The sequence below is a fragment of the Lactobacillus rodentium genome (assembly GCF_003423665.1).
GTDB lineage: Bacteria > Bacillota > Bacilli > Lactobacillales > Lactobacillaceae > Lactobacillus > Lactobacillus rodentium.
In genome coordinates, this window is the sequence record NZ_BFBY01000002.1 from 173149 (window position 1) to 187741 (window position 14593).

Below are 14593 nucleotides of genomic sequence, written 5' to 3' on the forward strand. Positions count from 1 at the left end.
TTATTCCTTCTTATTTTCTTTTCCAAACTCATTAAAGATTTGATTCATCTCTTCTTCGGTCATAGTTTGGTTAGAGTTTTGCGCTGCTTGCTTCTTTTGTTTTTGCCAATTATTAGTCTTTTTAACTGGTTTATTTTTGACTTGGTAACGCCGTTGCTGGTATTTTTTTCGTCTATTTTTTACATATTCAATTGCTTGAACAGCAGTAGTTACACCTTTTTGTAACCAATCATTAGCAATCCGATCAGCTAAATTTGGTGCTAAGACTGAATCATATTCTAAACAGGTATAAATCAGTACATTAATTAACTGTGGGCTTAAACCATATTGATTCTGTAACCGGTATATTACCTTTTTTTCATTAGCTGTAACATAACCGCCCTTTTCTTCTTTTAAGTAATAAAGATAATCAATCGTTGAATATTGATTAATTGTTTTTAGAAGTTCATCATCTTGAGCTGACAAATTCTTAATAGTTGCTAGTGAATCTTTGGCAGGGGTAATTTGCTTGTGAACTGAAGCCTTTGTACGTTTTTTACCATAATTTTCAGCGATTACCGCTGCAATAGCTTGCATATCAAGCGTAGACTTACCTGCAGAAAAGGTTAACATTGCTTCATTAATGAAATCTTGCTCACTTAAATCATAAAACGAAATTAATTGACTTATTTCACTGCGGTGTTTGTCAATTTCATTTTTATTAATGTGATAAGCATCAAAAAGAGCAATCAAAAAATCCCAATCTATCTTATGTGCGCTAGCACCCAAATCTACTTGAATCTTTTCAGGTTTGCCGACTTTTTCACTAGCCTCTTTCACTGCCGGTGGAGGCTCAATAGCCGTATCTTGTGATAAATGGAAAACATCAAAAAATCCAGCTGTTACTTCAGCAGCATCTTTTAATCCTGAAAATTGACGAGGAGTAAACTCTTTAACTAATCGTTCAAAACTGACCGTTCCAAGTTTTTCTCTTAATAAACTAGAAAGTAAAAAGGTTTTAAAAAATTCTTGAGGACTTGGAACTGGTAATAATTGGAAAATTAACACTTCACCCAAGACTGGATTTTGACCAAGATAGGTCTTCAAAAGGCCGACGGCTTCTAAATGATGTAAGCTTGAAAAGATACTTTTTAAATCACTATCAGTTTGGTCTTGCAATTGATAAAGCGTCTTATAATCACCAGCAAACGGAATTGTGTCAAATTCATTTACTAAGGTAGTATATAAGCCTATTCCTAAGACTCCTACCAAAGGTTGATAAAGTTTCGTTAAGACTTTTTGATCCTTGGTTGTTAAAACAATCTGATTAGCAACATAAAAAGGTTGTTTAGGATTTGTACTAGCGTACATTTACTTTAATTCCCCTTATCATTGTTATGCTTTTTGATCATATCTTCCATTGCATCCATAAACCCAGAAACATCTTTAAACTGGCGGTAAATACTGGCAAAGCGGATATAAGCCACATCATCTAAATTAGCTAACTCTTTCATTACCAATTCACCAATTTCTTTGGATGAAATTTCAGAAACTCCTTGTTTACGAACAGCATTAGCCACATGATCAGCCAAAGTCCCTAATTGATAACTTGAAATTGGACGTTTTTGAGCCGCCATCACTACTCCATGTAATATTTTGTCACGGCTAAAGGCTTCGCGTGTTCCATCATTTTTTATTACTAGAAGTGGAGCCTGCTCAATTCTTTCAAATGTAGTAAAGCGAAAACCACAGTTTTCACATTCTCGGCGTCGTCTAATCGCTCTATTTTCATCACTCGGTCGCGAATCAATTACTCGAGAAGAATTTTGATGACAATTAGGACATTCCATCTTCCTCAACCTTTCTCAATTCATCAAGTAAATTACCTAAATTTCGTTCTAGTTCATCTATTGTACCAGTATTTTCAATTGCATAATCAGCTTTTTTAACTTTTTGTGTCAAAGGCATTTGACTATGAATACGTTCCAATGCAGCACTACTATTCAAATGATCGCGTTGCATCAAGCGTTCTAATTCAAGTTCAGGCGTTGTGTAAATAACTAAAGTTTTATCCACAATTTCTTCCAATCCCGCTTCAAAAAGCAAAGGGACATCCACCACACAAATCCGATAACCCATTTCATGGTAACGCTGCATTTGAAGCATGGTTTCGTCTCTAATCCCAGGGTGTGTAATTGCATTTAAAGCAGCAAGTTGTTCTGCTTCATTAAACACAATCTGTCCTAAGACCTTGCGATTAATTGATAAATCTTGATTAAGAATCCCTTTACCGAAATATTCAACAATACCTTGATAGTTTCTTTTTCCTGGTTTCATTAATTCATGAGCAATCTTATCGGTATCCACTACCGGTACTCCCTGATTAATAAAATAATTACTAGCTGCACTTTTTCCAGTTGCAATTCCACCAGTTAATCCTAAATATACTGTCATTAATATACCACCTGACAGGTCGGGCAAATAGTTGTCCCCCTGCCATTTACCTTAATTTTTTCTAATTTTGTACTACATCTCACACAAGGCTGGCCTGCATGACCATAAACCTTCAGTTCATTTTGATAATTGCCTGAAGTACCTGCTGCATCAAGGAAGGTATGGACACTTGTCCCTCTTAATTTAATTGCCTTTTGCATGATCTCATTAATATTATCATGTAAAATTTTAACTTGCTCACGCGGGATCTTTTGGGCACTACTTAAGGGATGAATCTTACTCAACCATAAGACTTCATCGACATAAATATTTCCCAATCCACAAACAACACTTTGATCAAGCAGGGTATTTTTAATATTTTTCTTTTTCTTAGCCATTGCCTTCTCAAAATAATTGATACTAAATTCACTAGAATTAGGTTCCGGACCTAGGTGCTTAATTCCTGTAGTTATTCTTTCAGTACCCGTTTCGACTAAATGCATCCTCCCAAATTTACGAACATCATCATAGCGTAAAGCAGTTCCATCAGTAAATTCGAACTGAACATGCTCATGTTTTTGCTTTGGTCGCTCGGGAGTAACTAAACGATATTTTCCTTCCATTCTTAGATGCGAAACTAAGGTTAAATCATCAGATAAGCGAATTAAGAGGTATTTACCATACCGATCCACAGTAATGATCTTTTTTCCTTTTAATTGTTTAGCTACTTGTTCTGCATCCCCCATAATAATTTTAGGATACCAAACAGTAACGTTTTTGATCGTTTTGTCTTTAATTAAAGGTTCTAAAGTTCTTCTTACTGTCTCTACTTCTGGTAACTCAGGCACTTGAATCTTTCTCCTTATAAAATTTACTGGCTTTTATTTTGCATCATACCAATTATGACCCCAATTTGAATCCGCAATTAGAGGTACATCTAATTTAATGGCTGATTGCATGACCTCAGGAACGATCTTCTTAATAGTTTCTAATTCATCTTGAGGAACATCAAAAATCAATTCGTCGTGAACTTGTAAGACCATTTTAGTCTTGAGCTTTAGCTCATCTAATTTCTTTTGCATATTAATCATGGCAATTTTAATAATATCAGCTGCACTACCTTGAATTGGCGAATTAATTGCTGTTCTTTCCGCAAATGATCTGACATTAAAGTTCTTGGCATGGATATCAGGTAAGTAACGTCTGCGGTGCATAATTGTTTCGGCATAGCCCTTTTCACGTGCTTCCTTGATCGCCTTATCCATATAATCTTTAATCTGTGGATATTGTTCAAAGTAATTTTCAATAAATTCTTTGGCTTGTTTACGACTAATTCCTATATTTTTAGATAGACCATAATCTGAAATCCCATAAACAATTCCAAAGTTAACCGCCTTGGCGTGACGACGCATTAATGGCGTTACTTCATCAGGTGAATCTAGATGGAAAATACGCATCGCTGTATGAGCATGGATATCATAGCCTGATTTAAAGGCTTCTTGCATATTTTCATCACCTGAAACATGAGCTAAAACACGTAATTCCACTTGTGAATAATCACAAGAAAAAATATAACCATCTGGTGTAGAAGGTACAAAGGCCTTTCTAATTTGCTTACCTTCTTCAGTTTTAGTTGGTATATTTTGTAAGTTTGGATCAACCGAAGACAAACGGCCCGTAGCAGTTAAAGTCTGTAAGTAACGAGTATGGATTTTTCCATCTGACATAATCCACTCAGGTAAAGCCTTTATATAGGTTGATTCCAGTTTATTTAATTGACGATAATCAAGTATTTTAGAAACAATTGGGCTCTTAGTTTTTAAGGCTTCTAAGACTTCAACTGAAGTTGAATAGCCGGTCTTGGTTTTCTTAATTGGTGGTAAACCGAGCTTTTCAAACAAGATATGACCTAATTGCTTAGTAGAATTAATATTAAACTCTTCACCAGCCTGTTGATAAATTGTGGATTCTAATTCTGTTAATTTTTTAGAAATCTCTTGATCCAACTCTTCTAAAGTTGAAGCATTAACCTTAAAACCATTACGTTCCATTTTGGCTAAAACATATGCCGTTGGAATTTCAATATTATCATACAAATCATCTTGTTCATGATCTTTTAGTTTTTCTAATAATTCTGGTTTTAATTTTTCAATGACAGCAACTTTAGCAGCTAGGTGATTATAAAAAATATCTTTTTCAGGAACGGCAGCTTTTTTACCCTTACCATAAACTTCTAAATCACTTTTTACGGAATATTCACCATATAAATGAGCAACTTCCCCAAGATCATTGGAATTATTTTCATTATTAACTAAATAAGAGGCTAAAAGCATATCATAATCCAAGCCTTGAGCCTTGATACCAAGACGATCCAACCCAACTAAGGTACGTTTGATATCAAAAACGTTTTTCTTAATATTTTTATCTTCCAATAAATCTTTTAAGACTGGCTCAGTTAAAAGTTCACTATTTTCACTAGCATAAATTTTGCCATTGGCTTTGATGCAAAAGCCTTCAATTGGTGCAAGATGATAGTTTTCTCCGAGCATTGCCAAGTAAAAGGTGACTTCTTGCCCCTTAATATTAGTTAGTTCGTCAATATTTTCTGAATTTAATTCTTCAAAAGTGTAAGTTTCAGTTGCAGATTCTTCGTTTGTTCCATCTGCACTCGCATTCATTTTAGCTAAAAAACTTCTAAAATTAAGTCTTTCATATAATTGACGTAAGGCTGCTTGGTCTGGCTCACGCAACTTAGTATCTGCCAAAGTAATCGTGACTGGTGCATGACGGTCGATAGTTGCTAATTTTTTACCGAGAACAGCCTTGTCTTTATCTCTAATTAAACGTTCTTTACGCTTAGAAGCTTTAAGCTCATCAATATGTTCATAAAGTCCTTCAACTGAACCATATTTTTGAATTAAATTTGAAGCAGTTTTAGGGCCAATTCCCTCAACACCTGGATAATTATCTGAACTATCACCCATCAGAGCTTTCATATCAATAAATTCAGTGGGAGTAACCCCATTAACTTCTTTCATATGTTCAGGTGTATAAGCTTCTAAGTCATTAACCCCACGTTTAGTGACCATTACTGTAACTTTATCAGAAGCTAATTGGGTTAAATCTCGATCTCCTGTCACGATCGTGACTTGCATATTATTTTCTTCACCTAAAGTGGCAAACGTCCCAATAATATCATCAGCTTCATAATTCTTTAATTCATAACTTTCAATCCCCATATCCTTTAGTAATTCGCGGATAACTGGTAATTGTTCTGATAATTCGCTTGGTGTTTTTTGACGGCCACCTTTATAATCATCATACATTTCATTTCTAAAAGTGACTTTGCCAGCATCAAAAGCAACCAAAACGTTGTCTGGTTCAACATCTTTTAATAAGGCATCAAGCATATTTTTAAAGCCAAAAATGGCATTAGTATGAAGACCATCTGGACTTTTAAAATTTTCAAGTTGGCGAAAGAGTGCATAGAATGCTCTAAAAGAAACTGAATTTCCATCGATTAAAAGTAATTTTTTTTGAGCCATATCTTTAATTATCTCCTTGAAGAAAAAAGCTGTTAGAAGAACTTTTATGAGTCTATTCTAACAGTTTTTAAGATCGATTAGTTTTATTTTAACTTTGCTTCATAAGCATCCTCATATTTAGGAATGTCCCCAGCTCCCATAAAGACAACAACAGCATTTTTATGTTTAGTTAAATCGTTAATATTGTCTAAATCAATAACTTCTGAACCAGGAATATTTGCTGTTAAATCTTCACTGGTGATATCACCATCACTCTCACGTGCTGAAGCATAAATTGGAGTAACATACGCCTTATCTACATCGCTCAAGATTTCTTCAAAATCTTTTTGATATTTCTTGGTTCTTGAATAAGTATGTGGTTGGAAAACAACAACTAATTCCTTATCAGGGAATTTTTGACGAGCTGCTTGGATGGTCGCGCGCATTTCAGTTGGGTGGTGAGCATAATCATCAATTACGGCAATATCACCAAAGTCTTTTTCTGAAAATCTTCTCTTAGCGCCTTTAAAGGTAGGTAGGCCCTTCTTAATATCTTCCATTGGAATATTTTCAGTATAAGCCAAAGCAATAACAGCGGTCGCATTTAAAATACTGTGATCTCCAAATAAATGAATTTCAAAACGTCCTAAATCTTTACCATTGGCAATGACATTAAAAGTTGAACCTTGAGTAGTCTTTTCGATGTTAGTAGCTTGAAAATCATCAGAATCTTTAAATCCATAAGTATACTTAGGAATATCAATTTTTAATGATTGTAAACGTGGATCATCGCCCCATACAAATAAGGCCTTTTTAGTTTGCTCGGCGGCTGTTTGGAAAGCAGAAGTGTAATCAGCTTGATCTTTAAAATAATCAGGGTGATCAAAATCAATGTTAGTCATAATTTGGTAATCAGGATGATATGCCAAGAAGTGACGACGATATTCATCAGCTTCATAGGCAAAAAAGCGTGAGCCTTCAACGCCCTTACCGCGACCATCACCAATTAAGTAAGAAGTTGGGGCTACTTCACCTAAGACATGTGCAAGTAAGCTAGTAGTTGAAGTCTTTCCATGAGTTCCAGAAACTCCAATTGAAGTATGAGCTTGGACAACTTCTTCTACAGTATCGGGATAACTTTGCCAAGCTACATCTTTTTCAATGCAGGCATTAACTTCAGGATGATCTTGTTTAAAGGCATTACCTTTAACTATTACTTGACCTTCATCCTTGATATTTTCAGGATCAAAGTTGGTAACTTTAATGCCAGCCTTTTCTAAAGGAACTTGGGTAAAGGTATATTTTTCAATATCAGAACCAGCCACATTGTAACCAAGATCATGTAAAAGTAAGGCTAAAGAAGCCATTCCTGTACCCTTAATACCAATGAACCAAATTTGCTTATTTTTATCTAACATTTATTGTTTCTCCAATTAAAGTATTGTCTAAATTTCTGCTTTTAATTTTAACATTTTTATAGCAAAAAAGAGCCTCAATCTGAGACTCTTTTAAAAATCATTAATCTAAAGTAATGTCACCACTGGCAAGTAACTCATCAGTCTTAGTTGGTTCAAATTCGTCACCAACTTGGAAACTATCTGGAACAACCATAATGCCACGTTTTTGTGGTGCATGCGGAAGTCCTAATTCACGTGCTGAACAGATCATGCCGTATGAATCTACGCCACGTAATTCACCTGGCCAAATTTGTTGACCATTTGGCATCAAAGTACCTGGTAAAGCCACAACAACTTTTTGGCCTTGAGCAATATTAGGAGCACCACAAACAATTTGATGAGTTTCATCACCCACATTCACAGTAGTTACGTGGAGGTGATCTGAATCAGGGTGTGGTTCACAAGTTTCTACATAACCATAAACCAAAGTTGGTTTACCAATTTCTAATTTATCATCAAAACCAGCTTTTTCAATTTGCTTGTTAAGGCTATCAATTAATTCTTGAGTTGGTGTAACTTGACCATTTGGTAATTTTTCATAATCCAAAAAGTCGCTAACGTTAAAGAAATTAAAACCAATTACCTTACCATCTTCATCTTTAACACGGGTAATGTTTTCTTTTTCTTCAAAACTACTACGGCCCTTATCTTGACCTAAAATTACAATTAATGTATCTGGATAACTTTCTTTATTGGTAGAAATAATCATTTCTAGTAATTCCTTTCTGCGACTAATTTAGAGAGTTAAGGAAGTTTTCTACTTCTTCTTTAGTCTTTCTATCCTTATTTACTAGTCTACCAATTTCTTTGCCATCTTGGTAGACAACAAAGCTAGGAATTCCAAAAATATTTAATTCTTTAGCTACATCAATTGAACCATCACGATCAATTTTATAAAATTTATCTTTTGAAAAATCTTTTTCAATTTCTGGTAAAAAAGGATCTAAAAAACGGCAATCTGGGCACCAAGTTGCTGAAAATAGTAAGACTGTTCTACCATCGGCAGTGATTTCTTTTAATTTCTCATTAGTTAAGTTTTTAATTTCTTCCATCTTTTTCACCCTTTTTCTTACTTTTAATAAGTTTAAATCTATTTTACTTACCTTAGTGAAAAAAAGCTAGTCTTCTGCATAAAAAATTTATCTAATGAACTGAAGCCCCACTACTTACATCTGGACTAATTTCTTTGGCAGCAGTTTCAGCGGCAATCCGACCAAAAGTAAAGATATCTGAAAGGGAGTTACCTCCTAAACGGTTACCCGCATGAAGACCACCAGCATTTTCACCGGCGCTATAAAGCCCCCTAATTACTTCGCCATTTTGATTTAAAACATGGGCCTGTTTATCAATCACTAAACCACCCATTGTGTGGTGAATTGCAGGTTTACGAGGAGTAGCATAAAATGGTGCAACTTCACACTTTAAATCAAAGACATTTTTATGAAATTCTGGGTCTTTACCTTGATCAACGTAAGAATTGTAATCTTTAATAGTTTGGACCAAAACTTCTGGGTCCACCCCAATTTGTGTGGCTAAATCTTCTAAAGTGTCAGCTCTAAATAAGGTTCCGGCTTCCACTTGAGCATCAATTGATTCTTGCGTGGTATTATAAGCCGTTTCCTTAATCTTATCATCAGCAATTAAGTAAAATAGTCCACCATTAGCAATTGCAGCTTTAGCCAAAGTATCACGTTCTGCAAACTCATTGACGAACCGCTTACCTTCTTGGTTAACCATAATGTAATTGGCAGGAGGAGTTTGCAGCCCAGTAAATAATTCACTTGTTTCTGGATCAGATACCGGCATTAGTTGAATAAAGCCCATCCCAAATAAATCAGCACCTGCTTCGAGACCTAATTTAATGCCATCACCAGTAATAGCTGGTGAATTAGTAGTAGCAATATCATCCGCAATTTTTTGCCAATAAGTATTATATTTTTGGACCATTTTGGTGTTTGCACCAAAGCCACCAGCCGTTAAAATTACCGCTTTGGCATGAACAGTAACAGTTGACCCATCTTTTCTGTGGGCAATTACGCCCTTAACTTCACCATTTTCCACAATTAAATGTTCAGCTTGTGTTTCAGTTAAAAGTTTAGCGCCATGATCTTTAACCCAATCACCTAAAACATGGATATAAGCATAACCCATTGGTTCAACTGGCTTGTGTCCACGACGCCATAAGCCACCAACCGGTTCGGTTACATCCTCATTATCAAATTTAACGCCCAAATTGCTTAACCATTTAACTGAATCAAGTGCATTAGTCACTAGTTCATGAACCAAAGGATATTTGCCATGAATTTCATTACCCTTAAGATCGGTTCTTTTTCCACCTAAATAAGTTTGAATTTCATGTAATAAGGTTGAATCGAATAAATTATTAGCACCAGAAGCTAAATATTCTTTAATTTGTGCCTGTAATTGTTTGAAGTCAGCTTGATATTCTGGATCAATTTTTTCAATTGGAGTGGCTGCTAACTCAGTTAAAGTTTCTTTTTCACCCGGTAAAGCCTTAAATTTATCTTGCCAAGCCGGCTCGGCCGCATTCATTGGGCCACCTGCACGTGAAGTATTACCGCCGATTTGGGGATATTTTTCTAATATTACAACGCTTTGTCCTTCTTCTAAAGAACGGACTGCTGCAGCTAACCCTGCACCACCAGCACCAACGATAACCACATCAGTTGTTATTTCTTCATCCTGATAGTTAGTAGCCACAGGCTTGGCACGTTTTTTCCATTCACTTGCATCCCCGCCGGCTTCGGTAATTGCTTGCGCTACACCATCAATCACCCCATTACTTGAAATAGTAGCACCTGAAACGGTATCTACGTTCAAAGTTTGGTGATCAACAATTTCTTGCGGCAAACGCTTAAAGACTTCATCAGCTACTCCTTTAGTTTCACCACGTGAATCAACAGTAATAGCCTTAATCTTATCGTCTCCAATTGTAACTTCCATCGGCATAAAACTTGAGCCATGTCCCTTGGCCTTAACATTGTATTTACCTGCTTGCATATTGCGATACCTCCTAATTTAAGCCATGTTTTTCTCTCAATTTATATTTTAAAGACAATCTTGGAGTAAGTGAAATAGTATTATTACAAGTACGCTATAATAAAATTGTTATTACACTTAAGAGGTGATCAGATGAACGATGCTGAAGAATTATTACATGATCTCGATATGCTTTTAAAAGAAAGCAATTTTACTAAAGCAGCTCAACAGCTTTATATTTCTCAACCTTATCTAACTCAGTTGATCAAACGGATTGAGAAAAAAGTTGGTGCTAAGATTATTAATCGCGATACTAAACCCTTCTCCCTTACTGAAGCAGGTTTAATTTATTATAAATATCTAGAAAATGTTTCTTATAACGACCAACAACTAGAGAGAAAACTTGCCCAGTTCTCCCATCCAGAAAAGGAAGTAATTAAGATTGGAATCTTAGAAAGTCTTGGTTCATATCTTCTGCCCGAAATCTTGCCGACTTTTTTAAACAAACATCCCAATGCTGAAATTCAGCTCTTTGAAGCCTTTCCTCGCAAAACAGAGCGTCGACTTTTAAATGAAGAAATAGATTGCTATATTGGGCAAACTCCTGAGGCAATTAGTCGGGGTTTTGATGTTTATACAAATGGTGGTGAACAATACTATATTGTTATCCCTGCTAATTCAAAATATTTTCAGACAGATAAATTTATTTTGGCAGAAGATGAGTTGGATATTAAGGAATTACTTGAGCAACCATTAGTTTTAAGTCAGCCAGAGTCAGCCATACGCCACCAAATTAATGGTTTATTTCAAAAATATAATGTCACTCCAAAAATTGTGATGGAAAGTAATAGTGTAATCACGGTTGCTAATTTAGCAGTTAAAGGAATTGGTTTGACTATTTCTTCAGCCAGTATTTTAAAACGACTCCAGCACCTTCCTATCAATTTGCTTCCCATTAATCGTAATCTTTTAATGATTAAATACTTTATTGCAATTAAGCAGGACAAAGACTATTCCCCTGCAATAACAGACTTAGTTAAAATCTTTCGTGATGCTAAACTTGAACAAAGTATTCATTAATCAACTAAAAAAATACTTAATATAATAATATTGAACTATAATAAATGGCGAAGGAATATAATAAAAGAATTATGAAAAGAGGAACAAACATGGCTGAATCAAACGATAAGGCATTATTACGTGCAGGTTTTAATCTTCATAATGCCTTTAGTAACCTTCTCAATTTAATTAAGCAAGATCCCACTAATTGGACAAATTACATTGATGAACAAATCGAGGATTTGTCTAGACTAATCTATGATTATCATAAAGTGGCGCTCAGAATTACTGAACACACCAGAAAAAATGGTTTACCAGATTATTTGGCCAAGAGTAATCATTTAAGTCTAGAATTAATGGATAAATTCAATGATGAAATCATTGCTTTCAACAATTTAATTGACGTAGGTACCCAACCCAAAACCTTTACCCAATTAATTGATGCTGTGAACGATGCCAACGGTGTGATGTTGCAAATTAAATTGAATCATTAATTTATATTTTAAATTAGTGTCGGAGTCCCTATTATATAAGAAGAGGGACTTTTTATTTACCTTAAAATTAGCAATTTGAAATTATTTTTATTGACAACTTATTTTTTATAAGTTAATCTTATTCCATACTTTAAGTTAGGAGAACAAATTATGTTTTACGTCCAAAACAACAATAATGCTGCATTATGTTGCTGTGGATCGCGTCTTATGCGACCCACTTTTTGGCGTGCTCATAACTAAAATGAGTTTCGAATAACAAAATTACGGGATATAAGCATAAGGCGCAAATTCGGATTAATCAGATTTGTGCCTTTTTTCTATCCCTTTTTAAATAAAGGAGACAGTTTTTTTATGTGGAAAATAATTGAAAGTTCAGTACCGCAAATGCTAGCAGCCGGATTTAAATATACGATCCCCCTAGCAATTATTTCATTTTTCTTTGGGCTAATTTTAGCTTTGATAACAGCTTTAGTTAGACTAACTCGAAAAAAAGGACCTTTTCGGATAATAAAATGGATTTTTAGTTTTTATGTGTGGTTATTTCGTTCAACCCCACTTTTAGTTCAATTATTCATTGTCTTTTTTGGCTTACCATATTTCAAAATCAAGGGAATTTTTCCAAATGGAATTAAGTTAGAGCCCTTTACCGCTGGCATAATTACTTTTTCTTTAAACACTGGCGCGTATGCCTCAGAAACAATCAGAGCCGCTATTAGCTCAGTGCCAAAAGGTCAATGGGATGCAGGATTTGCCATGGGGATGTCCAAATTAAAAACTCTTTGGCGAATTATTTTACCCCAAGCATTTCGAGTTGCCCTGCCACCACTTTCAAATAGTTTTATTAGCTTAGTTAAAGACACGTCTTTAGCTGCTTCAATCACAATTATGGAAATGTTTGCTGTTAGTCAACAATTAGCTGCCGAAAATTATCAACCCTTATTGATGTACAGTTTGGTCGCTCTTATCTATGCTGCTTTCACAACAGTACTGACGTTTTTACAAAAATATTTAGAACATATCACTGACCGTTATGTAAAAGCCAACTAAAACGGAGGTAAAAATGAAATTAACTAATATCAATAAAACATTTGGCAATAAAAAAGTACTAAAAAATATTAATTTAGATTTTCCAACGGGTAAGACAACTGTTTTAGTTGGACCTTCTGGATCCGGCAAATCGACGCTCTTGCGTACCTTAAATCTCTTAGTAACCCCAGAATGTGGACAATATGAATTTGAAAAGCAAAAACTAGATTTTGCTAAAAAAATTAGTAATAAAGAAAAAATTTTTCTTCGGCAAAAAACTGGGATGGTTTTCCAAGATTATAACCTTTTTCCTACTAAAACTGTTTTAGGAAATATTATTGAGGGTCCGACCCAAGTTTTAAAAGAAGATAAAACTCATGCAATCACAACTGCACAACAATTATTGCAAAAAGTAGGACTAGCTGATTATGCAACTGCTTATCCGCATGAACTTTCAGGCGGACAAGCACAACGCGTTGCCATTGCACGAGCTTTAGCTATGAAGCCAAAATATATTTTATTAGATGAACCAACTTCTGCCCTTGATCCAGAATTAGAACTAAGTGTTTTAAAAGTTCTTTTACAGTTAGCAAGAGAAAAACAATCAATGGCAATTGTGACTCACAATATGGTTTTTGCAAAAAAAATAGCAGACAAAATTATTTTTGTCGAAAATGGGGAAATTCTTTATGATGGCTCACCGACTGAATTTTTTGATCCTAATAATCCTAATCAGAGAATTCGCAATTTTATTAGCTCAATGACATTAGAAGATTTATAAAAAGGAGTTTATTTATCATGAAAACTTGGAAGAAAATTACAATCGCAATTATCGCTCTTATCGTAGCTGGTTTTGGTATTTTTGCCTGGGCTAATAGTGTTAGGAATGACAAAAAGGCTGATACTAGTAAAAAGACCTTAATCATTGGACTTGAAGGAACCTATGCACCCTATTCTTATCGTAAAGATGGCAAACTCACTGGTTTTGAAGTTGAACTTGGTAAGGCCGTAGCTAAAGAAATGGGTATGAAAGCTAAATTTGTCCCTACTAAGTGGGATTCCTTAGTTGCAGGGCTGGGAACAGGGAAATTTGACCTGATTATGAATGATATGACTCCAACACCTGAACGGGCTAAACATTACGATTATTCGATTCCGTATATCAAATCTCGTTCAATTTTAATTGTGCCAGCAAGCAGCAAAATTAAAGAAATTAAAGAAGTTAAAGGTAAAAGAATCGTTGCTGGTATTGGTACGGAAAATGCCGCAATTGCCAAAAAATATGGTGCAACCGTGGTACCTAATGGTGATTTTTCAACTGCTATTGGAATGGTTAGAGATGGGCGCGTAGATGGTGAAGTTAACTCAAGTGGTGCTTGGTATACTTATCGCAAAAAGAACAACACCAAAGGGTTAAAAGCTATTGATATTTCTAAAGATGTAAAGCCAGATGATATTTCGGCCCTCTTCAATAAAAAAGATACGAAGTTGCGCGCTTCTTATAATAAGGCAATGCAAAAATTACTGGATAATGGAACAGTAGCCAAACTTTCTAAGAAATATTTTGGTGCGGATCTTACTAAATAAAATTTGTATCAAAAAACTCCATTACTGTTTAAAT

At 34.9% G+C, this 14593-nt stretch carries 14 protein-coding genes; 5 read left to right on the plus strand and 9 right to left on the minus strand.

All coding sequences use genetic code 11. From position 1 onward, the window contains the following. The 9 genes from LrDSM24759_RS02155 to LrDSM24759_RS02195 all read right to left on the minus strand — a co-directional run bounded on the left by LrDSM24759_RS02155 (position 1) and on the right by LrDSM24759_RS02195 (position 10414). Complete coding sequence (locus tag LrDSM24759_RS02155; RefSeq protein WP_117117858.1) at positions 1 to 1350, minus strand: DnaD domain protein; 1350 nt, start codon at positions 1348 to 1350, stop codon at positions 1 to 3. 5 nt (positions 1351 to 1355) lie between these two features. After that, positions 1356 to 1829 (minus strand): transcriptional regulator NrdR, encoded by a 474-nt coding sequence (gene nrdR / locus LrDSM24759_RS02160; RefSeq protein WP_117117859.1) that lies wholly within the window; start codon positions 1827 to 1829, stop codon positions 1356 to 1358. After that, positions 1816 to 2433 (minus strand): dephospho-CoA kinase, encoded by a 618-nt coding sequence (coaE, locus tag LrDSM24759_RS02165; RefSeq protein ID WP_117117860.1) that lies wholly within the window; start codon positions 2431 to 2433, stop codon positions 1816 to 1818. The genes nrdR and coaE overlap by 14 nt, the downstream gene beginning before the upstream one ends. Further along, a complete protein-coding gene (mutM, locus tag LrDSM24759_RS02170) occupies positions 2433 to 3260 on the minus strand; it encodes a DNA-formamidopyrimidine glycosylase (protein WP_117117861.1) in 828 nt (275 codons plus the stop codon). The genes coaE and mutM overlap by 1 nt, the downstream gene beginning before the upstream one ends. Before the next feature lie 33 nt (positions 3261 to 3293). Next, positions 3294 to 5957: a DNA polymerase I gene (gene polA, locus LrDSM24759_RS02175; RefSeq protein ID WP_117117862.1), complete on the minus strand. Its 2664-nt coding sequence runs from the start codon at positions 5955 to 5957 to the stop codon at positions 3294 to 3296. Positions 5958 to 6040: 83 nt separating this feature from the next. After that, positions 6041 to 7354 carry a UDP-N-acetylmuramate--L-alanine ligase gene (gene murC, locus LrDSM24759_RS02180; RefSeq protein WP_117117863.1) on the minus strand — a complete coding sequence of 438 codons (1314 nt, stop codon included), beginning with the start codon at positions 7352 to 7354 and terminating at the stop codon, positions 6041 to 6043. Positions 7355 to 7454: 100 nt separating this feature from the next. After that, positions 7455 to 8102: a YtpR family tRNA-binding protein gene (ytpR, locus tag LrDSM24759_RS02185; RefSeq protein ID WP_117117864.1), complete on the minus strand. Its 648-nt coding sequence runs from the start codon at positions 8100 to 8102 to the stop codon at positions 7455 to 7457. Between the two features lie 22 nt (positions 8103 to 8124). Further along, positions 8125 to 8445, minus strand: a complete 321-nt coding sequence (locus LrDSM24759_RS02190; RefSeq protein ID WP_117117865.1) for a thioredoxin family protein — start codon at positions 8443 to 8445, stop codon at positions 8125 to 8127. A 91-nt stretch (positions 8446 to 8536) separates the two neighbouring features. Further along, a complete protein-coding gene (locus tag LrDSM24759_RS02195; RefSeq protein ID WP_117117866.1) occupies positions 8537 to 10414 on the minus strand; it encodes a flavocytochrome c in 1878 nt (625 codons plus the stop codon). 132 nt (positions 10415 to 10546) lie between these two features. Here LrDSM24759_RS02195 and LrDSM24759_RS02200 point away from each other — a divergent pair, with 132 nt between their 5' ends. The 5 genes from LrDSM24759_RS02200 (at position 10547) to LrDSM24759_RS02220 (ending at position 14559) form a co-directional block, all read left to right on the plus strand. Then, positions 10547 to 11473 carry a LysR family transcriptional regulator gene (locus LrDSM24759_RS02200; RefSeq protein ID WP_117117867.1) on the plus strand — a complete coding sequence of 309 codons (927 nt, stop codon included), beginning with the start codon at positions 10547 to 10549 and terminating at the stop codon, positions 11471 to 11473. Positions 11474 to 11562: 89 nt separating this feature from the next. Then, positions 11563 to 11946 (plus strand): hypothetical protein, encoded by a 384-nt coding sequence (locus LrDSM24759_RS02205; RefSeq protein WP_117117868.1) that lies wholly within the window; start codon positions 11563 to 11565, stop codon positions 11944 to 11946. Between the two features lie 351 nt (positions 11947 to 12297). Beyond that, on the plus strand, positions 12298 to 12993 hold the full coding sequence (locus tag LrDSM24759_RS02210) for an amino acid ABC transporter permease (protein WP_117117869.1): 696 nt from the start codon (positions 12298 to 12300) through the stop codon (positions 12991 to 12993). A gap of 13 nt (positions 12994 to 13006) precedes the next feature. Beyond that, positions 13007 to 13753, plus strand: a complete 747-nt coding sequence (locus LrDSM24759_RS02215; RefSeq protein ID WP_117117870.1) for an amino acid ABC transporter ATP-binding protein — start codon at positions 13007 to 13009, stop codon at positions 13751 to 13753. 17 nt (positions 13754 to 13770) lie between these two features. Continuing rightward, on the plus strand, positions 13771 to 14559 hold the full coding sequence (locus LrDSM24759_RS02220) for a transporter substrate-binding domain-containing protein (protein WP_117117871.1): 789 nt from the start codon (positions 13771 to 13773) through the stop codon (positions 14557 to 14559). Positions 14560 to 14593: the final 34 nt, after the last annotated feature.

Coding starts and splice junctions, on each gene's coding strand:
- LrDSM24759_RS02200 (WP_117117867.1), top strand. CDS start 10,547: ATGAACGATGCTGAAGAATTATTACATGATCTCGATATGCTTTTAAAA.
- LrDSM24759_RS02190 (WP_117117865.1), bottom strand. CDS start 8,445: ATGGAAGAAATTAAAAACTTAACTAATGAGAAATTAAAAGAAATCACT.
- LrDSM24759_RS02205 (WP_117117868.1), top strand. CDS start 11,563: ATGGCTGAATCAAACGATAAGGCATTATTACGTGCAGGTTTTAATCTT.
- nrdR (WP_117117859.1), bottom strand. CDS start 1,829: ATGGAATGTCCTAATTGTCATCAAAATTCTTCTCGAGTAATTGATTCG.
- LrDSM24759_RS02215 (WP_117117870.1), top strand. CDS start 13,007: ATGAAATTAACTAATATCAATAAAACATTTGGCAATAAAAAAGTACTA.
- LrDSM24759_RS02210 (WP_117117869.1), top strand. CDS start 12,298: ATGTGGAAAATAATTGAAAGTTCAGTACCGCAAATGCTAGCAGCCGGA.
- LrDSM24759_RS02155 (WP_117117858.1), bottom strand. CDS start 1,350: ATGTACGCTAGTACAAATCCTAAACAACCTTTTTATGTTGCTAATCAG.
- LrDSM24759_RS02195 (WP_117117866.1), bottom strand. CDS start 10,414: ATGCAAGCAGGTAAATACAATGTTAAGGCCAAGGGACATGGCTCAAGT.
- ytpR (WP_117117864.1), bottom strand. CDS start 8,102: ATGATTATTTCTACCAATAAAGAAAGTTATCCAGATACATTAATTGTA.
- murC (WP_117117863.1), bottom strand. CDS start 7,354: ATGTTAGATAAAAATAAGCAAATTTGGTTCATTGGTATTAAGGGTACA.
- LrDSM24759_RS02220 (WP_117117871.1), top strand. CDS start 13,771: ATGAAAACTTGGAAGAAAATTACAATCGCAATTATCGCTCTTATCGTA.
- coaE (WP_117117860.1), bottom strand. CDS start 2,433: ATGACAGTATATTTAGGATTAACTGGTGGAATTGCAACTGGAAAAAGT.
- polA (WP_117117862.1), bottom strand. CDS start 5,957: ATGGCTCAAAAAAAATTACTTTTAATCGATGGAAATTCAGTTTCTTTT.